The sequence below is a fragment of the Micromonospora sp. CPCC 205554 genome (genome assembly GCF_036902745.1).
GTDB lineage: Bacteria > Actinomycetota > Actinomycetes > Mycobacteriales > Micromonosporaceae > Micromonospora > Micromonospora tulbaghiae.
The window spans coordinates 19848-39901 of record NZ_JBAKHP010000040.1; the positions used below are offsets into that span (position 1 = coordinate 19848).

General features: G+C 67.0%; 14 protein-coding genes. 4 read left to right on the top strand and 10 right to left on the bottom strand.

Translation table 11 applies throughout. The annotated features are described in order from the left end of the window. Positions 1-42: 42 nt before the first annotated feature. The 5 genes from V6U82_RS29220 to V6U82_RS29240 all read right to left on the bottom strand — a co-directional run bounded on the left by V6U82_RS29220 (position 43) and on the right by V6U82_RS29240 (position 5160). Positions 43-1596 carry a beta-ketoacyl synthase N-terminal-like domain-containing protein gene (locus V6U82_RS29220; RefSeq protein WP_161801631.1) on the bottom strand — a complete coding sequence of 518 codons (1554 nt, stop codon included), beginning with the start codon at positions 1594-1596 and terminating at the stop codon, positions 43-45. Between the two features lie 35 nt (positions 1597-1631). Continuing rightward, positions 1632-1862 (bottom strand): hypothetical protein, encoded by a 231-nt coding sequence (locus V6U82_RS29225; RefSeq protein WP_047892285.1) that lies wholly within the window; start codon positions 1860-1862, stop codon positions 1632-1634. Next, positions 1859-2107: an acyl carrier protein gene (locus V6U82_RS29230; RefSeq protein WP_152748258.1), complete on the bottom strand. Its 249-nt coding sequence runs from the start codon at positions 2105-2107 to the stop codon at positions 1859-1861. The genes V6U82_RS29225 and V6U82_RS29230 overlap by 4 nt, the downstream gene beginning before the upstream one ends. A 71-nt stretch (positions 2108-2178) precedes the next feature. Beyond that, on the bottom strand, positions 2179-3537 hold the full coding sequence (locus V6U82_RS29235; RefSeq protein ID WP_047892283.1) for a class I adenylate-forming enzyme family protein: 1359 nt from the start codon (positions 3535-3537) through the stop codon (positions 2179-2181). 135 nt (positions 3538-3672) lie between these two features. Further along, entirely contained in the window at positions 3673-5160 is a 1488-nt protein-coding gene (locus tag V6U82_RS29240; RefSeq protein ID WP_161801630.1) for an aromatic amino acid ammonia-lyase, read from the bottom strand. A gap of 810 nt (positions 5161-5970) precedes the next feature. Here V6U82_RS29240 and V6U82_RS29245 point away from each other — a divergent pair. Both V6U82_RS29245 and V6U82_RS29250 read left to right on the top strand, forming a co-directional pair. Next, a complete protein-coding gene (locus tag V6U82_RS29245) occupies positions 5971-7167 on the top strand; it encodes a hypothetical protein (RefSeq protein WP_334466979.1) in 1197 nt (398 codons plus the stop codon). Positions 7168-7793: 626 nt separating this feature from the next. Next, positions 7794-8861 carry a competence protein CoiA family protein gene (locus V6U82_RS29250; RefSeq protein ID WP_334466982.1) on the top strand — a complete coding sequence of 356 codons (1068 nt, stop codon included), beginning with the start codon at positions 7794-7796 and terminating at the stop codon, positions 8859-8861. A gap of 279 nt (positions 8862-9140) precedes the next feature. Here the strand turns inward: V6U82_RS29250 and V6U82_RS29255 are convergent, their stop codons facing one another. Together V6U82_RS29255 and V6U82_RS29260 are read right to left on the bottom strand one after the other, a co-directional pair. Beyond that, positions 9141-9959 (bottom strand): hypothetical protein, encoded by an 819-nt coding sequence (locus V6U82_RS29255; RefSeq protein ID WP_334466985.1) that lies wholly within the window; start codon positions 9957-9959, stop codon positions 9141-9143. Between the two features lie 8 nt (positions 9960-9967). Then, positions 9968-14422, bottom strand: coding sequence for an AAA domain-containing protein (locus tag V6U82_RS29260; protein WP_334466988.1), 4455 nt, complete (start codon positions 14420-14422; stop codon positions 9968-9970). Between the two features lie 396 nt (positions 14423-14818). Between V6U82_RS29260 and V6U82_RS29265 the strand changes: the two genes are divergently transcribed. Then, positions 14819-15070: a hypothetical protein gene (locus V6U82_RS29265; protein ID WP_334466990.1), complete on the top strand. Its 252-nt coding sequence runs from the start codon at positions 14819-14821 to the stop codon at positions 15068-15070. A 334-nt stretch (positions 15071-15404) separates the two neighbouring features. Here the strand turns inward: V6U82_RS29265 and V6U82_RS29270 are convergent, their stop codons facing one another. Together V6U82_RS29270 and V6U82_RS29275 are read right to left on the bottom strand one after the other, a co-directional pair. Then, positions 15405-15596, bottom strand: coding sequence for a hypothetical protein (locus V6U82_RS29270; protein WP_334466993.1), 192 nt, complete (start codon positions 15594-15596; stop codon positions 15405-15407). A gap of 245 nt (positions 15597-15841) precedes the next feature. Further along, positions 15842-17794: a DUF262 domain-containing protein gene (locus V6U82_RS29275; protein WP_334466994.1), complete on the bottom strand. Its 1953-nt coding sequence runs from the start codon at positions 17792-17794 to the stop codon at positions 15842-15844. Positions 17795-17977: 183 nt separating this feature from the next. Here V6U82_RS29275 and V6U82_RS29280 point away from each other — a divergent pair, with 183 nt between their 5' ends. After that, the gene (locus V6U82_RS29280) at positions 17978-18301 is read left to right on the top strand and encodes a transposase (RefSeq protein ID WP_334466996.1); all 324 of its coding nucleotides are present in this window, start codon (positions 17978-17980) and stop codon (positions 18299-18301) included. Between the two features lie 969 nt (positions 18302-19270). Here V6U82_RS29280 and V6U82_RS29285 read toward each other — a convergent pair. Continuing rightward, a complete protein-coding gene (locus tag V6U82_RS29285; RefSeq protein ID WP_334466998.1) occupies positions 19271-19627 on the bottom strand; it encodes an NACHT N-terminal helical domain 7-containing protein in 357 nt (118 codons plus the stop codon). Positions 19628-20054: the final 427 nt, after the last annotated feature.

A 20054-nucleotide genomic window follows, 5' to 3' on the forward strand; every position in this document is an offset into this window, starting at 1 on the left:
GGCAGGCGCGGCTCGTCGACCGGTCGCCCCGGCGCCTTCGGCCTACCCGGCGGCGTAGCGGAACAGCGCCGCGTCGGCCCCGCCGGCGCAGCGGTGGCGGACCACCAGCACGGCGTCGCAACCGTCGGTCGCGGCGAGTTCGTCGGCGATCCGGCGTACGTCCGGATGCGTGGGATCCTGGTCGGCGGCGAACGTCTGGTGCGCCTGGCGCAGACCCCACTCCTGGGCGACCCGGCCGAGGATGCTGGCGGGGGTGCCCTGCACGAAGAGCGGCGGGGGGATCCGGCTGCCGCTGTCCAGCTTCTCGGCCACGAGGCGGTGGTTCTCGGCGTCGCCGTCCGGGGTCAGCAGGATCACGGCCGTCCTGATCAGCTGGTCCGCGGTAAGCGCCGCGGCGGTCAGGCACCGCTCGGCGGCGCTGTGCACCGCGGGCGGGAAACCGGATCCCATGAACCCCGGTACCGGCTCGGGGTCGACCACCGCCGGCACCGTGGCGACCAGCGCTCCCGGGCGTACCGGCGTGGCCGGCCCCGGTGCCGGGTAACCCGGGTGCGACAGCACGAGCGCCGTGTTCGACCCGCCGAACGCCATGTTCATCGACAGCCCGAACCGCACCCGCTGCGGGCTGGTCCGGACGGCCACCGAGGGGGAGAGCCGGTTGTCGGGGGTGGCCCCCGGCGAGGCGGGCACCTCGGAGCGGCCCATCGCCTCGTGCAGGAGGGCGGCCTCGACGGCGCCGGCCGCCTCGAGCAGGTGCCCGGTCGCGCCCTTGGGTGCGTGCGTGGGCGGCACCTGCTCAGGACTGCCGAAGATGTCGCTCAGGGCCCGGGCTTCCGCCGTGTCGCTGACCCGCGTGCCGGTGCCGTGAACGCTGATCACCGCGATGTCGCCGGCCGGGATCCCGGCGACGGCCAGCGCCTTCGCGACGGCGTCCGCCATCCCGCGCCCCTCCGGATGCGGCTCGTACTGGTGGAAGCCGTCGCCGGCGCGGCCCCAGCCGCACACCTGCAACCGCGGGCGCGGGTGGGCGACCTCCCGGCCCGGCGCGGCGGCGGCCCGGAGCACGAACATCGCGGCGCCGTCGCCCAGCAGCACGCCGGCGCGGCGGGTGGTGTGCGGGAACGGTCGTTCCGCGGTGGTCAGCGCCCCTCCTGCGTCGAAGATGGCGAAGTTCTCCCGGTCGACGAGCCGCGTCGCGGCCACGAGGACCGAGTCCGCCCAGCCGTTGGCGACGGCCGACGCCGCGTCGATCAGCGCCGAACTGGACGCCACGCACGCGCCCGTGTACGCCCGGTCCCACCCGCCCGGGCCGCCGGAGCGCCCGGTACGCGAGACCACGGCCGGCAGGGGTGGCACGGGCTCATCCGGGCAGCTCGCTACGTAGGCCCGATCGACAGTGAGGCCGTCGGGACAGGCGCGCTCAACGAGGGAGGTCAGCAGCTCGGCCGCGCTCAGGTCCGTGTCGAGGAACGCCCCAGAGCGACACCGCATGCCGTCGGTGTCGAAGCGCTTGGTCAGGCCGAACGCCACCCTTCCGGCCACGAACGCCGCGTAGGACTTGGGCAGGTCCCCGCCGAGGGCGGTGACGACGTCCACGACTTCCACCGCGACGGCACGCCGCCCGACGCCCATCACGCCCGCTGCCGATCGAGCAGCCGGACGACGTCCGCGACGGTCCGCACGGTGAGGAAAGCCTCGTCGTCGGTCGGCGCGGGCCGCCCCGACCAGTCCTCGTAGCAGTGCAGGATCCAGGTGAGGTTCAGCGAGGAGACGGCAGTGTCCTCGTCGGCGCCGGGGACGCCGGCTTCGTCCAGCCAGATGATCACCTGGTCGCGTACCAGTCCACTCGACGGGGACGTCACGGTCGGGAGCCTTCGCCACCGGCCCGCGCCTCGACCAGCTCGACGAGGTCGCCGAAGGTGAGGTCCACCATGGAGTGGATCTCCTCATCCGTCAGGTTGACGCCGTGGGCGGCCTGCAGGCCGAAGGAGAGCTCCAGGCGCGAGAGGGAGTCCAGGTCCAGGCCGCCGGGGCCCAGCGGGGTGCTGGGCTCGACGTCGCTGCGGAAGTTGCACTCCTTGAGGACCTTCCGCAGGGAATCTGCCACGTCGTCCATGATCTTGCTGACCTCCGACACTCGAGCGGGATCTTCGTCTGAACGGGGACTGCCGGTGCGCGCTACCGCTGTGGCAGGCCGGGATACCGGGCGACCTGCCTGCTCACCTTGCCGCTCGGGGTACGCGGCAGGTCGGGCAGGACGTGGACACCGTGCGGACGCATGTACTCGGGGAGCCGGCCGATCGCCCGCCGCTCGTCGTAGCCCGCCTCGTCGCGTACCTGCACGAAGGCGTCCAGCCGCATCCCGGTGATGAACACGACGGCGTCCTGGATCGACGGGTCGGCCCGCAGGTGGGCCTCGATCTCGGCGAGGTAGACCTTCTTGCCCCCGAGGGAGATCTGGCCGTCGGTGCGCCCGAGCACCGTGACGGTGCCGCCGTCGTCCACCCGGACGGCGTCACGGGTGTCGAACCACCCGTCGGACCACCTGTCGTCCGCCGACCCGTGACCGACGTACGGGGATGCCTCCCGCGCCAGCCACAGCGCGCCGTCCGGCCGGACACTCGGGCGGACCCGCGGTCCGAAGCGCCCCACCGAGCCCGGCGTCGCGCCGTCGAGGTCGGCGGCGATCAGCCCGACCTCCGTCATGCCGTACACCTGCCCCGCGGTGCGTCCCCCGAGCGACGCGGAGGCAGCGATCCGATCCGCCTCCTCGCGGGACAGGCCACCGCCGGAGGTGTAGACGGCGTGCAGGTTCGCGGGCGCCGCCGCCAGCGAGCTCAGCATCAGCACCTGCGACGGTACGGAGAGCAGGCGGACCGGGCCGGCGCACGCCTCCACTGCACCGAGAACCCCCCGCGGGGTGAGCGACTCGCACAGCACCAGCTGCGCGTCGTTGGCCAGCGCGGTGACCAGCCCGCCGTACACCCCCCAGGCGGACGCGAGCGACGCGGCCAGCACGATGCTCTCCCCCGGTGCGGCGAGGCCGCCGAGCGCCCGGTAGTCCTCGATCTCGCCGTCGATGTCGGCGTCCGAGCGGGCACAGAGCTTGGGGGTGCTGGTCGTGCCGGACGACACCTGCAGCAGCGACGCCGCGGACCGCCGTCCCGCGCCGCCGCGGCGGACGGTCACCGGCCGATCGACGACGCACCCACGGCTGGGTGGCAACGGACGGTCGGACCGGATCTCGTGGGTCGCGCCGACGACGGAGCCCACCGCCGTGACGACCTCCCCGGGCAGCCGGTGGTCGAGGACGACGGCCTGGGCCCCGAGGTCGAGGACGGCGAGCAGCCGCACGACGAACTCGACGCTCGGCACCGGCCGGAACAGCAGGCAGGAGCAGTCGCCCACGCCCGTCTCGCGGAGCGCTCCGGCGGCCCTGGTCACGGCTGCGCGCAGCTCGGCCCTCGTCAGCACCACGGCACCGGCCCGCAGGACGGGACGCTCGGCGGAGCCGGACCTCAGAAGCCGTGGGAACATTCCTTGCATTCTCCCGTCCACTGTCGAAACGTACAACCGATGCCCATTGGTGTCCTAATGTGACCTATCCCCGCAGGTCCCCCGACGGCGGCCGCCGAACTGCTCGGGCCGGCGCGGGGCGGGGACGAGCGGGCCTCAGCGCACGTGCTCCCCGGCGAAGGTGTGCAACGCGTCGGCGACGGTACGGACCTCGCCGTGCAGCGGCCGGTCGTCCTCGAAGGCCGCGGAGAGCGACAGAAGGGTGGCGGTCCAGTCGTCCCGGGAGGTGGCCTGCGCTCCGGTGAGGCGCAGGATCTGGGCGACCGCGAGCCCCAACGAGCCCAGCACCAGGTCGGCCAGGTCGAGTTGCCGCGCCACCCGCAGGGCGCTGGTCAGCGCCATCGGGACGACGTCCTGGTTGTCGACATTGGCGGGCACCGGCGTCACCGTCGCCGGCGTCGACAGCATCCGGATCTCGGAGAGATAGGCGCAGGCCGCCAGCTCCACACCCGCCAACCCGCTGTTGGCGCCGGGACGACTGGCGAGCAGCGGCGGCAGATTGCCGTTGCTGGCGGGGTTGACCAGGAGCGCGAGTTGCCGCTCGGCCACGTACGCGACCTGGTGGACGAGGGTGACGTGCTGGTCGGAGGCCAGACCCTGGGTGACTGCGTAGAAGTTGCCGGCGTGGAAGATCCCGTCGGTGCTGACCACCGGATTGTCCGAGCAGCCGTGGACCTCCCGGCTCAGCACGGCATCCGTCGCGTCGAGGAAGTCCAGGACGCTGCCCACGATCTGCGGCACGCAGCGCAGCGAATACTGCTCCTGCAGCTTACGCGCCGACGACGCGTCCTGCGGCTCGGTGATCTGCGCCCGTACCCAGGACGCCGCGAGCCGGTGACCGGCCGAGTTGCCCCGGGCCAGGGCCACCACCTCGCTGTACGGCTCGGCGTTGCCGCGCAGGACGTCCACGATGACGCCGGTCAGGGTGGCCAGGATCCAGCACTGCCGGCGGATACGTACGTGGTTGAGCACGGTGGCCGCCAGGCTGGCGCTGGTGCCGTTGACGAAGGCCAGCGCCTCCCTCGCGTGCCAGACGAACGGTTCGAGGTCGAGCGCGCGCAGTGCCTCACGGGCCGTCGTCACCTCGGATCCCCCGTCGGGCGACCAGGCCATCCCCTCCCCCGCCAGGCAACTGGCGGCGTGTGCCAACGGGATCAGGTCGCCGCTGGCGCTCACCGAGCCGAGGGACGGCACCACCGGGACGAAGCCGGCGTTGAGCATCCGGGCCAGGACGCTCCACCGCTCGGGCTCGATCCCCGAGAACCCCCTGGTCATCCCGCGCAGTCGCATCTCCATCATCAGTCGGGTCGTCTCCCGGGGCAGGTGGGGACCCTGCCCTACCGACAGGTGCGCGATCAGCCCGAGCCCGTGCCGCGTCGGGTCGTCGTCGGCAGAGAACTCGGCCAGCGGACCGAAGCCCCGGGACACGCCGTAGATCGGCAGGCCCTTGCTCGCCGTCCGCTCCAACAGCTCGTGACTCTCGCGCATCTGCTCCTTCAGCCCCGGGGTCAGCATGAGCGAGTGCTCATCCGACAGGAACTCTTCGAGGGTTGGTAGAGCATTCGTCTGAGAAGTCGTTGCCATGCGTCCGAACACTAGTCGATGTGCCACCGACCCCGCAGTCCAGCGCACGACGGCGCTCCTGCCGGCTACGCACCTTACGCCGGCGGCCGAACCGTTAGCCGGCTTGAGATCTGAGAGCGTCCCAGGCCGTCACGTATCCACATCAGACCGGTGGCCGCGGCCGTATCGGCGCGGTCATGCAGCGACAATATTCGGGCACCGCCGGGAATTCCATCGGCAACCTGCTCTCATCGGGGGTGAGATCCGGAGTATGAAGGTGACCAGGCCAGAGCTGTCCGGCTAAGCGCGCGGCGCGCGGCCGGAACGAGGGTTTTGAACCCGGGAGAACATCTTGTCGAGTCCCCTCAGGACTTGTCATTGGTTGTCAAAACCCCTTGTAACGGAACGTAGCCGAAGCAGGCTTGTCGTTACTTGCCTGAGGTTGTCGCTGAGCTGCAACGACATCGCTAGCCCTTTACCGTCCCTTGTCACTCTCCGCCAACATCTGGCCGGGGTTTTCGGGGGGTAAATGGGGGGTCCAAGTTGAACGTCCGCCACGCCTGACCGCCTACCGGCCGGGCCCTGCACATCTCATAGATCAAGTACCAACCAGACCTGCGGCAACCCGTCCTCGGTCAACTTGTCAATGTGACCTCACGCGGTGGCGGCGGTTGCGGTCAGGTTGAGGAGTCCTCAGAAACTGCCGCCGCGGGGAGCGGCGGCGCGATCGGCGCGGACTATAGTCACGCGGTGCAGCGAACAAGGCATAGGTTGAGGACGGCTCTGGCAGTTGGTGCCGTAGTCTCAGCTACTGCTTGGGCCTTGCGGAGCATGACACGCTTCGCTTCGACCCCGACCGCGACCCCAGCACCGACACCGGCAGTCAAGAACAGCCCTGCGACGACCGAGCTCGCGCCGGTGCCGCCGACTGACACCTCTTTTCCGGTCGAAGCGTCTCCCGTAGTCGCCCGTCGGTTCGACCGCGGATTCTGGCTGGTCTGGGCACTGCCCTTGACGGCTGTGGCGGTGATCTCTGTACTTGTTGCCTATCCGCTGTTCATCAGCGCCTACCCCGGCACGAGCGGACCGGTCCCGGCCGCGCCGAGAGGTGGAATTCTTCTGCTGATCGACGCCAAGGCACGCGGCCTTGACAACACCGCTGGCCGCACCATAGGCACAAAGCCGGACGCTGCCGTCAGCGCTGAGACGTGGCCTACGGGCTTCGACGGCGTCAGCGAACTACTCCTAAAACTGACCTTCTCAAAGGACGCGGCCGGTAGCCAATGGTACGTCGTCGCATCCGGACAGTACTTCCCTGATATGCGGCTGGACCGGAGCCTGTTCTGCGGACCCAAACTCGAGGTAGCGCAGGAAGCCGACCGCATACGATGCCTCGACACCGGCCTCAACGGGTCCACTCGCATCGAGTACCGGTACGGCGACCAGATCGGCTCGGCATCAGGCGACAAGATCATCGCTCCGATTGACTCCCTGGTCGGCTACGATGCTGCCTCCGCAGTGGTGATTACCGGGACTGTGTCGGCAGAACAGGACGTCCCTACACAGATCTTCATCCCCCACCGGAGCCCTCAGCTAGAGCGCCCCGGCGGGGACGAGATGGTGCGCCTCGCACCCATCGGAGTCGCAGATGAGGAGTGGGGCGGGCTTCGGACCGTGGGTGACGTCGCGACCGACTACGCTGGCGTCTTCGGCGAGTTCGCCGATGTGCAATCCGGACGGAAGCTGCGCTATCTGTCGATCTCCATGTTGCGCTTCAGCCTTGGAGAAGATGCCTTGAACGGCCGTGAGATTGCCTCGGCGATGCCACCCACTACGCTTCCGGACAAGCTGAGATGGGAAAAGGCCGGTGCGGGCATAGGTCCAATCTCCTACCGACTACACGACCCCTATAGCCAGGACCGCACCGCACTCCGGGCCTTCTGGGCTGGCCTGATCGCGTCCGCCGGGGCTGCCGCCGCTCTGTTGCTCCTGGAACAGGCACTTCAACGGTGTCAGAGACGGACCTGAGGCCTGTGTCGGATGCCCGCGCTGCAACCTCGTAACTGACGGCGGAGGCTAGGGCGACTGCGTCTATGTCCGGGACACGGCGACGGGCCCCACGGGCAAGGACGAAAAACATCTCAACATCAACCGAAACCTGCCCCGACCCACGGCTGGGTGTACGTGACCGGCCAAATGGAGCGACCATAGCAAGGTTCAACCGCCGACCGGCGTCGAGTCGGGCTGTCGGTCAGGTGATGTCGCCTCGTCACCGCTAGGCCTATCCCGTCATCGAGCGCCCGCCTGCGCGGTGCACAGGCGCGCGAGTCTCGACGGCCCGACCTTTGCAATGCGTGGAGCTCCTTGGACCGGCAGCGACGGGAGTCTTGTGGACCGCTGACGAGACCGGCGATACTGGGCCCAGCCCGTCGACTACTGACAATTGACTCTTCTTGAGGTGAGTGACGGTCGACCCGTGCTGACGGCCTGGGTGCCTGAGCGGGCGATCTGGGAGCCAGTGAGCTCCAACATGATCACGATGTGATCTCTTCTTGCGATGACGGGCGGCTCATCCGGCACTTCGCGTAACCGCGTACCGCAGCAGCCCACACGACCCTTGTCGTGTGGGCGGCCACCGCATGAGGAGAGATCCCGTGAACGACCTGTCGGTCGTCGGCCTGGACCTGCGCGCAGGCAGCAGCGTCCACGTCGAGGACGAGCCCAAGTACGTCTGGAAGGCCAAGGGATACGGCGGCGATGAGACCTTGGTCTGCTGGCACTGCTACCACGGCATGGACACCCCAGCCGGCACGCGCGTGCCGCTGCTGTGCCGGGGCGGTAAGAAGTACGGCAAGGTCCGGACGCACTTCGCCCACCCGAGCGGGCAGGCGCCACCGGGCGGCCACAGCCCCGAGACGCTATGGCATGCCAACGCCAAACAAACCATCCTGCGCTGGGCGAAGAACCAGCCCGGCGTAACCGAGGCACGCACGGAGTACTGGACCGCAGACGGGCGACGTCGTAGCGACGTCGAAATCCTGCTAGCCGACGGAACGCGCCTGGTCGTGGAAGTCCAGCAACAACCACTTACCGACGAGGACTGGACCCGCCGGCATCATGACTACGTCGCGGCGGGCCTGGTCGAGGTGTGGCTGTGGCACGCACGCCTCGGCGTACCGGGCATCGCCCGCGACGAACCCCAGTGCCACTGGCTGCTCTCCCCCGAACTCGACACAATCGGCATCCCCCTGGCCCACCCCCATGCCTTCGACGGCGACTGGTGGAACCGACCAGACCACCGCCTCCGCGCCCCGCACCACCCACCATGCCCGGGCGATCCGACCGAGACACGCTGGGCCGAGTTGACAGACTTCACCATCGGGCCCACGGGCTTCGCACTACCCACCACGGTGCTCGTCGAGCTTAGGAACCACGCGTCCGAGGCCGCACGCCTAGCAGAGACCAGGCGCCGGCTACTCACCACAGCATCAGCTAACACGGGGTCGGGGCGCGTCCCGCCCAAGCAGGCTGAGCCGATCTACAGCGTCGCGGCATGCAGACTTTCTGAACCGACCGGACCGGACTGGCACGAGGTCCACCGCATCGACGCACTTCCACCCGATGCCGATCCCGCGCTACGTCGCTACCGCTGCCAGATCTGCAACTGGGTAACCCCGGAGGCACTCACCGACGGGCTTCACAAGCTCATCGAATACCCATGAAGCTCGCGGAAAGTGCATTACTCCGCACTGGCGCTGCTCCTGGTGGCGTTCCCTCGCTGAGCCTGGTTCTGATCAGCTCCTCCAGGACCACGATCGGCACCGGTCAGAGGCGCCGGCCGTCGGCAAGTCGGGCGATGACCAGCTCGGCGCGATCCGGCGGCACGACGGCGGACAGCCTGGCCCGCTGTGCTCATGCCGTGATGTCGTACCCGCCGTTGGACGGAGGCCGCCCGAGGACTCAGCTCTCCCACGAGCGTGAGGCGAGTGTGGCCTTCGCTGTCATGTTGCGGTGGCCGCCAAGTCGTTGAGGGCTGCGTTGATCACGGGCCAACACATGCTGACGGTGTCGCGGTCCGGGGCGTGGCCCAGTTTTACCTGGGCATTGGGGTGCACGAGGTTGCGGTATTCGCGGAGTTTTCCAGCGAAGCCTCGGACATCGGCTTGTATCCATTTTTCTTTGTGGGCGGTCTCGATCAGGTCGTGCAGGGTCCATCTATTGAGCGGTTTGTCAGAGTTGGGCATGCGGGCCTTGATGGCGTCGAGGAGGACACCCTCCAGAAGGCTGCCGAGCATGATGATCGCGCTGGCGTAGGCACCGTTGCGGTCGCAGATGCGGGCCTCGTTGAGTCGGCTTTCCAGGACGATGGCGAGGTCGGCGTCGCGGACGATGTCTGCCATGGCCACGTGGAGAATGACGTCTGGTGACTGTTGTTCTTGGTCCTCTGGCTGCTTGTAGGGCCGGATAACCGGTCGCCCTCGGTTGTGCGCGATCTCGAAGCCTTCGACGGCGAGGACGGTGTTGAGTAGCTTGGTGACCTCCGCGGCTGCGAGGGGCTCGTTGCGATGGACGTACTCACGCTGGTCAGCAAGGCGGCAGACGAGCGCGTCGATGGCCCCGGATGTGTTTCGACGTTGACGGAGCTGGTTGGTGAGCCAGCTTCGGCGCTGGTCGCCGTTGTAGGGCGCGACGTTCTCCCAGCCGGCTTGTTGGAGAAGCTTGGGCAGTTCGGCCCCACGCCGGTACACCGGGAAGTCGTCGCCGCCGCAGGCGATTCGGGCGATCTCGTCGAGGGTGTTGTCGTCGATACCTTCGAGCACCGGGTCTCCTAGAGGTCGTCTTCGTCGTCGGACAGGGCCGTAGGTCTCCAACGTGGCTGCTGACGCGGCGCGGCGGGCAGTGAACGAGGTTCAATCCCTCGTTGCTGCAGTTGCTGCCAGAGTGGTTCGAGGGCGGCAACGGGGTCATGAAGGTATTCGCTGTCTCGGATGCGAATGAACTGCCAGCCGGCTCGGCGCAGCTCCCGCTCGCGGTGTAGCTCCTGCTGTGCCTGGTCGGGTTGTCGGTTCCGCGACGGTGTATCGCACTCGATGGCGAGCCGGCCGTTGTCGCCGACGACCACGAGATCGATGGTTCGGCGGTCGACTGGGTAGTGCGGGACTGCGGCGTAGCCGCGGCGCCGCAGCTCCAGGAAGACGCGTTGCTGCAGTAGGCACGTGAAGGGGTCGGTCCGGCTGTCGGGCGCGACGTCGTCGAGGTCGGGGTCGATGGTGAGGGTTGCCGGAGGGTGGAGCATGTAGGTGAGCAACGAGTGGCGGAGGTCGGCGGGGTTCAGGGTCGCTGGCGGCACGGAGGTGAACAGCCAGAGTTGGTCACGGGCGCGGCTGGCGGCGACGTTGTACCGACGTTGCTCGGTGCGGCCGGTGAGGGCCTTCTTGGCCTTCGTTACGACCATGGACAGCAGGATGACATCGCGTTCATCGCCTTGGAAGTCGGGCGGTTGGCCGACTCGAATTTGTCGGTGGCGTATGTCGGCCGGGTCGATGCGCTCGTAGAGCAGCTTTTCAATAACTTGTGTCTGTTTGCCGCTCTGCAGCGCGATGATGCCGAGGGTCTTGTTGCGGTACATCGGATCATCGATGATCTTCTGCACGTGATCGATGATGGCGTTGGCCTCGACCTGGTTACGCAGGGTCGTCCTTTGTCCTTCCTCCACTGCGTCGTCGACCTGCACCACTCTGAGGGGGTCAAGGCGGTCGGCCCCGAACTGGCGGAGCGGGATGAGCCTGTTGTCGTAGAACTGCGCGGAGGACCATCCGATGATCTCGGGCATGCACCTGAAGTGTTCGGAGAGCCGAACGACGTCGGAGAAGCGGGAGGCGAGGAGTTCGTAGAGGTTGGAGCTGGGGAGGAAACCGTTGCGGAGGTTGAGTGGCATATCCGCTAGGTGCTCGTCCAGGCTGTCCTGGACGGCCTCGGAGTCGTTGTTGTTCCGGTAGTTGGCGCCGGGCGCGCACTGCTTCTCGTCGCCGACGACGATGACTCGTGGGGCCAGCCAGAGGAGAAATAGGCTGTCGACGCTGGCTTGGCTTGCTTCGTCGACGATGATGACGTCGAAGGTGTTAGGTTGCGGTGGGATGGTGTCGGTAACGGCTGACAGGGGCATGACCCAGGCTGGAACGGCCTGTTGAGCGTGTCTCATCGCGTCGAGCGCTGCGGTGAGATACCGGTCCTTACTTCGGCCCTGCCCACGGCCGTAGGCGCCCATGTTGGTCTTGTAGGACTGGAGCGCCTGGCGTTGCTGCTCGGTCATGCGTTTCAGGCAGTGCTGCAGAGCCTGTTTGCCGGCTAGCTCTGCGGTGACGCGGTTGAGCTCTTGTTCTATGTCGTCGATGTGCTGCTCGTGGATCTGCTCGGTGTCTGTCTGCCTGATGATCTGGTGAAAGGCGGCTGCGACACCCCAGGCCCATGCTGCTTCGATATCGTTGAGGCGGCTTTCCCAGGTGCGATCGTCGAGGTTCTCGCTGATCTGGTCGGCGAGTGCGCGGTGGGCGGTGGAGAGCCTCTGGAGCAGCTGTTCGCAGCGCTGCTGTGAGTCCTTGTCGCTCCTGGCCAGATCCAGTTGTCGCCGAACTGCTGCGTAGCGATCGATGTCACCACGGCTAAGGGCAGCGGAGAGATCGACGATTTCGGGGGCGGCGTCTGGGTTTCGGCACCAGGTCTGCACGGTGTTGGTGAGGTCTGCCATGGCCGCAGATGCCTGCCGCGCCCCGGTGATAGTGGTGCGGTTGTGGCCGACGCGGACGAGGAGGTCCCAGTCTTCCAGGCTGCGGACCGTGAGGCGGATCCCGTGGCTGCGCAGGAGGCGTTCGACGGTGTCGCGGGCTGCGGCGAGTGTCCGCAGGGCGGAGGCGTTGTGCGAGATGTCGCGCAGATGCGCCACTCGACGGCGAAGCGGCCCGTGGAAGGTCGGCACTCCGACCTGGGCCCACGCTTCCAGGGCGGTGGTTACGGCTGTTTCGGCCTGGAGGAAGGTGGACAGCGCGGTCAGCTCGGAGGCGGTGGCGGGCGGGGCCCCGTCTACCGTGCAGTTCTGCAGCAGGTCGGTGGCGTCGAGCTGGGCCCGTGGAGGCAGGTAGCGGCGCAGGCGTCGGCCAGTGGCCAGATGTTTGCGTAGACGCTTGGCTTGGCCTGAGAGGCGGCTGAGATGGGCTGTGGTCAGGGGCGTGGTGCCCAGGTCGATCTCGCAGTCGCTCAACGCTGTCAGGGCACGTACGTGGGGCTCTGCTTCTCGCAATTCGGCGAATAGGGCCTCCCAGTAGGCAGGGCTTCGCCGTGCCAGGAGCGCCTCGGCGGCACCGCGCCGCCAGTCTGCAGGGTCCCAGTCGCTGATGGCATCGGGCAGGCCGCAGGTCGCCAGAGCGTCGGCGGCAACCGCGACGTGGCGTTGGATCTCAGTAAGGGTGGGGTCATCAAGGGTAGTCAGTGACCATGCGGTGGTGGTGTGGTCGGAGCCGATGATCCGTTCGGCGTCAGCGATGGTGTCGGTTATCGCGGCGACGTCCGCGGCGAGGGGGATCTCGTCGGAGTCGGGGATGAGTTGCTTGGCTCGTGCGGCGCGTTGTGGTGTGGCGGTGGTGAGGAGCCGCCACAGCTCTTGGGCTTGGTCGTTGAGCAGGGGCGGGTCACTGGAGGCGTCTGCGGGCAGGGGTTCGATCCAGCAGTGCCGCTCGCGGCCGGCGCGGAGTTGTTCGACGATCTGCGCCAGGGTGCCACCGTAGCCATCGGCGATCGGCGGGTGCGTCGTGTACTCCTGTTCGCGAACTACGCCCAGCTCACGCATAGCTCGCTCGAGCCGGGCCTGGAGATCTACCCGCTGTCCCCGAAGTCGGGTGATGTCTTCTCGCAGCTCGTCGACGGTGACCGTGGAGGACAGCTCCGACAGGGCGGTGATGCTGCGGTCAAGTTCGTCTGTGCCGGTTCGCTGCATGCCCGTCATCAGTACACACAGTTGCCTGACCGACTCCGGAAGCTTCTTGCGAAGCACGCGTAGCGCTTGATCCTTCTGGCTCGTGATGAGCAGCCTCTGGCCCTCGGCGAGCAGCGCACAAATGAGATTGGCGATCGTATGGGTCTTGCCCGTGCCTGGTGGGCCCTGCACGACGACGGTCGTGTCGTCGCTGAGCTTGGCCAGTACCCGGCGCTGCTCCCGGTTGCTGGGGAGCGGGAATAGCGGATCGTCGCTGTTGACCAGGCGGTCAGGGCCTGCGTCCTTGAGCCAGTTGCGGCGCTGCGTAGCCTCGATCGGGGTCACCAGTTGCGCCAGGCTGAGAGGGGTAGGAGCGTCTATGGCCTCGAGGCTGTCGGCGATAGTCCGGTAGACGCGCTCTAATCCCTTGCGGTCCCGACGACGGAGGTACAGAGCTGGAGCGAGGGTCAGCCGCGTTGTGTCTGCTTCATCGTGGACCGGGGGTTCCCACCGTTCTTCAGCAAGGTGCAGGGTGCGTTCCCAGCAACGACGCCGCCACAACTGCAAGAGGCGCACAACCTCTGGCGCAAAAGGGTGTAACTGATCTTCCGGCCCGAACCAGGGCGATGCAAAGCGTTTGTGGCGAAATCCGTCCTGAGGCGTGAGGAAGTCCTGATCCTCGATCTTCATGCGCTGATCAAGGGGCAAGACGACCTGCAGGCTGTCGGTGGCTTGGTCCTCAACGATGGCCACGTTCCAGACCAGAAGGTGCCGGCGAATGGCCCAATGGCCGGCGGCGCTGGAGGTAAGGAGGCCGACACCCAGCACAAGCTCCTCTGCATCGCCACGTTGCTGGGACAGTCGCTGCAGTCTCTCCAGGTGGGTGTAGGTCGCGCGCTCCTCCGTCATGCTGCGTTCGTGCTCGGCCCACTTCGTCCACCTGGCGAGCCACGCCTCGTATGACTGCCTGGTGGAATCGGAGACGGCGCCGTCAGCGGCCGAACCTGTCGGGGAGAGATCGAGCTGGGGTGGCGGGCCGTCCGGATTGCCATACTCCGTGTTGTCCAGCAGGGGCCGGAGCATTCTTGGTGGTTCGGGTGGTTCGGGGGGTGGTGGGTAGGTGACCTGCAGGACCACCCGCCCGCGAGCGGGCACCTTTTCTCCAGGCGGTCTGCGGAACCAGTAGGCCTTGGAGTCGTCGATGGGGTTGCAATCCAGTCGTTCACTGCTCTTGACCTGCGTGAGCAGGTGTGTCACAAGGCCTTGGGTCAGTCGTTTGACGTTAGGACTCGTCGGGGACACGGGGTCCGACACTGTGCCTCCTCGGGCTCGCCCAGCCCAACAGGCTGCACGTAGGCAACTACCGCGTGCAACCACCTGACGGAAGATAGACATCTACCAGCCGGGCACCCATCAGAGATAAGCGCTGGCGAACTTGTCGCCGAGCAATGGTGTCCCGCCGCCGCAGTTGCCAGCAGCGCCGCCAACCGGCTGGCCGCGCTGCCCGATCCTGCGGGTTCGGCGGGGATTGCGCCCACACGACAGCTCAAGATCGGATTCCGCATCAGGCTCGCCGTCCGCACGGTGACCATGCCGACAACGCGACCATCGCTTGCGCTCACCGCGTGAGCACTGGTGCCGGTTAGCGCTTCTATGCTGATCAATCGGCGGCCCGAGCAGGCCGCCGATTCACCCTGCAGGAGGCGACTGATGGAGACGATTGAGCAGGCGGACGTCCTCAACGAGGCGATGCAGAAGGTGGCTCCGGAGGTACAGAACTCCTTCGGTCAGCGACTGATGGCTCACTTCTGTGCGAGCTTCGCGGCACGGGTGCATGCGACGCTGAACGAGAGGGGTTACGAGATTCGCGAGAAGACGCGCGCGAGGAAGGCTACGACCGCAGCCAAGAAGGCGGTGGGGACGAGGACGACAGCAAAGCACGCCGAACGACTGGCAGACTGACCTTACCGACCCAGGTCGAACACCGGTACTGCATCCCTTGGGGGGCGCACCCCGCCCGAGCGAGGGCCCGGGCGGCGATCTCCCTGGTCTGGGTCACCCCACGTCGCAGTAAGCGGCGTGCCGATAGACCCGCTCATCGTCAGTGCAATTTCCTCCTGAAGCCTTCGAGCTTGAGCGCCCGACGCGCGACCTCAACGCCGCCGGCAACTCCACGCCGGCCCCACGACCCCGCAGAAGTTCGCAGCTGACGCGCCACCGTCCACCCGGCCGTTCCGGAGTAGCTTCCACGGGAGGGCTGGCGGCAGCGCGTCGGCAATCTGGCGCAGCCTCTCCGTCACCTGCCGCATCCGCTGCTTGATGGATCCCGCAGCAACGTCGCCACCTCTCCCACCACGACCGCGGCCAGCGGCCGCAGACTCCGCACCGCTTGGGCCTGGACCTTCAGCTTCTCGTGGTCGAGCAGTCGGAGCAGCAGCATGGCGTCCGCCACCGAGCTGGGGTCGGTCAGCGGCGGCGATCGCCCCATCGACTCGACGGCCTGGGGAAGCCTGCACGGTAACGATGCCGCGCGTCCATACCTAGGTGGCGGACCCGGCCAGGGCCAGCGGCGCGTCGTCATCCAGGTATCTGGCGACGGCAGCATCCTGGCCGGCGCGAACCAACCCGGTCAACGCCACCACCTGCACCTCGGCCCGGGCCGAGCGAGCCAGCCGGCGCAGGACGTCATGCCGGCAGGTCCAGACCGCGTCGCGGCACGAGGCCTCCGCCGAGTCAGGTCGGGTCGTGGGCGACCTTCGTTGGCAGTTCATCCCGGGTCTGTTGGGAAGGTATCGAAGAGCCACCTGGCTGCGTCGTTTCCCCTGCGTGCGTGCCGGCGGGCGGCCCCGTCCACACCTGGCAGATGTGGTCCGTCAGCTCCGCTGCCCGCGCCTCGATATCGGCATCACGCCACGCGTCGGGATGGTCCTTGATCAGGTCCTTCGACAACACCAGCAGGCTGTACTTCTCCAGGAGACTGCGCTTACCCAAGCCGGCCTCGCCTCCGGAGGTCATGCCCGCAGCCTCCGTGTCGGTCCACGGCCGATTCGACAGGGCGCCGTTGAGACTCTTCGCCACCAGGGTGAGGTTGCCAAGGGTCTGAATGCGTCGGTCACGGTCCGCTGCTTGCTCGGGCGTGAGCCGCGGCTCAGGGTTCCAGTGGGTCTGCCACGACCGGGGCATCACGTGTTCGATCTCGAGCTTGGCCGGGAGCGCGATGTTCTCGTGAAACTTGGTGCGAAGCTTCTTCTCGATCGCTTCCAGTACGACGCGCAAACGCGATTGGCGCAGGTATCCATAGAGCTTGAGCGAGGGAAGCTCGGCCTTCATGGTGGCGTCAGTAGGCCACAGACGCGCATCCGCCCGCTGGTCCGCGAGGAAGTTCCGGACCGTGTCGCCGGCCGTGTCGATCGGTGACCGGTCGAGGAGCTTGAGGATGGAGACCATGGTCTTGTTGACGTCCTTCATCGTCATCCGGAGCAACGTCCGGCGCATGACCCAGCTCTCCAGTGCCTTGAGGGCGATCTCCAGCTGCTTCTCAGGCACCTTGTGGTTGTCCGACAGCAGCCACAGCAGCAGCGGGCTTGTCGCGGCGAGTCCCATCGTCTCGATGACCCGCGAGTAGAACGACCCCTGAGCCGAGTCCTCGGGGAGATTCGCCAAGGCGCGGTAGGTGTCGGCATCCTTGCGAAATTCGCTCAGGAGCTTGTCGGCGCCGTCAGGGCTGGACATGTAGGGCGCGGCGTACTCGGTGAACACCCGGAAGACCTGCTCGGTCTTCACCTCGTCGCGCAACCGCATGGTGAGCCAGTACTGCACGAAGATGTCGATGCGGGAGCGCTGGTGGCGGCCCTGCACGATCTCGGCCCGCCACCAGTCATCGTCGAAGTCGACCCAGTGCGTCTCCGACCAGTCCTCGACGTCAGCGCCGGCCTTCACACCCCGCTGGAACACCCAGTTCTTGATCAGGTCGGCCTTGAGCAGCGGCGTCCCACGGTCGTTCAAGGTCTCGAAGATCGGCTGGGAGTCGTCGTGGCCTGTCAGATTGATCGCGACGATGTACAACCCATCGCGCAGCGTTGCCGACAGCGCCTCCGCACGGGCCTGCTCGGAACCCGGCGGGGTGTTGCCATCGTCGTCAGGCGTCCCGGTCAGCCAGGCGTGAGCCTCCTTGGAGAAGAACTCGTGGGCAGAGATAATCCGGTGCTCCCCCACCCAGCCGGGCTTGGGATCCATCGCGTGCGCGAACGCAGTTCGGTCATGCTTCGACGGCCACAACTTGAACCGCTCAGGCTTGCCCTTGAAGGCCGACGAGCGGTTGAGAATTAGCTCTTCGAGGTCCTCAGCGAGGAGGTCGTGCCCACGCTCGGCAACTGCCGCCTGGACAGCATCAATCATGAGCTGGATCGTGGTCATGCGCTGCTGCCCGTCGATCACCATGTGCCGAGTGACATCCCCAACCACCGGAGGCTTCGACTCGTAGACAACCGCGCCCAAGAAGTGGTGTGGCACAGTCGGCTCGGCACCGGCGGCGACGACACGGCTCTCGGCGACCCGGACCACGTCGGCCCACAGCGGCGCCCACTGATCTTCCTCGTTCCAGACATACGGCCGCTGGAACGGCGGGATCTCGTAGTGCATCTTGCCGTCGAACAACTGACGAGGACTCAGCGCGTCTGCCTTCACTGATGCCACTCCCACTCAACCACGACGGGGACCTATGCCATCCTGCCAAAGGGCTCCGACAGCGTGACGCCCCGACGGAAGCCCCGAAGTGAAGTGACCCCCTGAGACCGGACCCGATGTTCCCCGGGTTCGGTGGAGTCGGGTTGGTTGACTCGTCAGGCTCGTCGCTCGTTGAGAAGAGACGTGCCGAGAAGATATCCGATCGAGTTTCGTCGCAGGGTCCTCGATCTGCTCAAGGCCGGCCGATCAGTCGCGGAGCTGGTCCGGGACTTGGAAATCAGCGATCAGACGATCTACAACTGGCGCCGCCAAGACCTGATCGACACCGGCCAGCTTCCAGGTGTCACCTCCACCGACCAGGCAGAGCTGGTAGCGGCTCGACGGCGTATCACCGAGCCAGGTGGGATGTGGCCGTTCACCACCGGCGGTCGATTCCCATTCCCATCGGTCCCGTCCTACACTGACCGGTATGCCCGGCGGCATTCCGTACTCCACCGGGCGCCGTAACACCAGGCCAGACCGCTTCGGCGCGTCGGCGCCGGGGGTTATGGCACAACGAAGCGGGCCCCTGATCCACCGGGTGGCCGCCCGGCGGGGAGCCCGCTCCGCCGCTGAAAACGAGGTTAGTGACCCTGCCGCTCAGGTGGGGTCACACTCGTTTCTGGGCTGGTGAACCGCTATACCAACCCGCTGTCGCTGAGGATGCGGTACAGCGTCCCCAGCGCGCTGGCGATCTGAACGACCTCGACCGCCATTGCCCTGACTTTCCGCCACCGGTTGGCATCCCATCGGGGCCCCTTACGTCGCCGGCGATGCCGGCCCTTCGGTGCTGCCACCGAACCTCCCGTCCTACTCCAGGGGAGCCACCTTGACCCCCGCGGGGAGCGACAAGGTGAGACGAGCGTTTCCGGTGTTCGCCAGGACCGGACACATGCCGTGCGGCCGTGCTCGTCCTGACTGGACCTCAGGCTACGAGAGCCCTCGAATCCTCTGCAACAACGTGCGCCGATTGGCGGAGCGCTTGCCGCCCGCTGCATGCAGGTACGGAGACGGTGCGCCCCCACCCGTCAGAGCTGACGAGCCTCGGCTAGCTCCGCAGGCGGTCAGGCGCCGTCAGCGCCTGGCGCGACCACCTTGGCGGCTGAGGTGTCGGCTGGACCGACGCCGTCGACGCCTGCTCCCGAACTGGAGAAGCTGTGTGGGCGGCGTGCCGCACGGCCAACCCTGGGTAGCACGACCTGTTCGCCGCCATCGCGAACTGAGGCAGGCGCCTTCCAAGCCTCAGGCCTGAGCCGTACGCAGTGCTTTTGCGGGCTGGCCGCGCTCATCCTTGCAACGAAGTGGCCGAGCCGTCTGTGCACTGGATGTCGATAACGGCCACCGTGATGTTGTCCGGGCCGCTATGGCCGAGGGCTGTCGTGATCAGGCGCTCTACTGCATCCGCTGGGGTCGGGCTGGCAGCCAGTGCGACATGTATCAACCCCCAAAAGGGATGTAGGAGCTGAGTCCGTTGGAGCACAACAGATATCGGTGCAGCAGACCCTCCAGAGCCTCGATGAACGATGTCACCACGATCACCGAGTGGGCGGCCACCAGGCGCTGCGTCCGATCAAACCGACCCAGCCCATACGCCCGCTCATGAATCCGACCCACCACTGCGTTGCCCCAGGTGACCAGCTCATCGCGCAACGCAAAGAGGTCGACCCCACCTACCGTCCCGACTGTGACCGCTCCTGCGGTGACGCCAGCCAACCGACTGAGCCAGCCCGCCTCGTCCGTCTCGCCACCAAGCAGCCGCACTGCATCGACGGAAGCAAGCTTCCTGGCCGCCATGCGCGGCAATTTAGCCGAGCACGACAGCTGAGCCAAGTCCTGAAAGGACAGTTGACGGCTCGCACCCTGCAAGAAGTAGGCAGGGCTTCCCGGGCATCCTCCATCACTGCGGAAGGACTATGAAAAAAGAGGTTCACCCAGACCTCCGAATCTGCATTGAGCCGATCCGGCTGATGAACATCGTGACTCGGTCCGTTCGTTCCACGCCAACCCAGATGCGGGAGATAGGGCGTCGCGCAGCTGTGGAGCGAGGGATCGACCGGTTCCTCTGTTCACTGTCCAGAAGTCGGCAGCACCAGGGAGTCGACATCCGCCTGCGCCCAAAGCTCCCTTGTTAAACTTGGCCGTCCGTACCAGCGAGCCGTGAGCCATTTTCATCCTGCGTAGCGGTCGGCTTCGACGCGGTGCAGGACGAGGATGGCCTGCA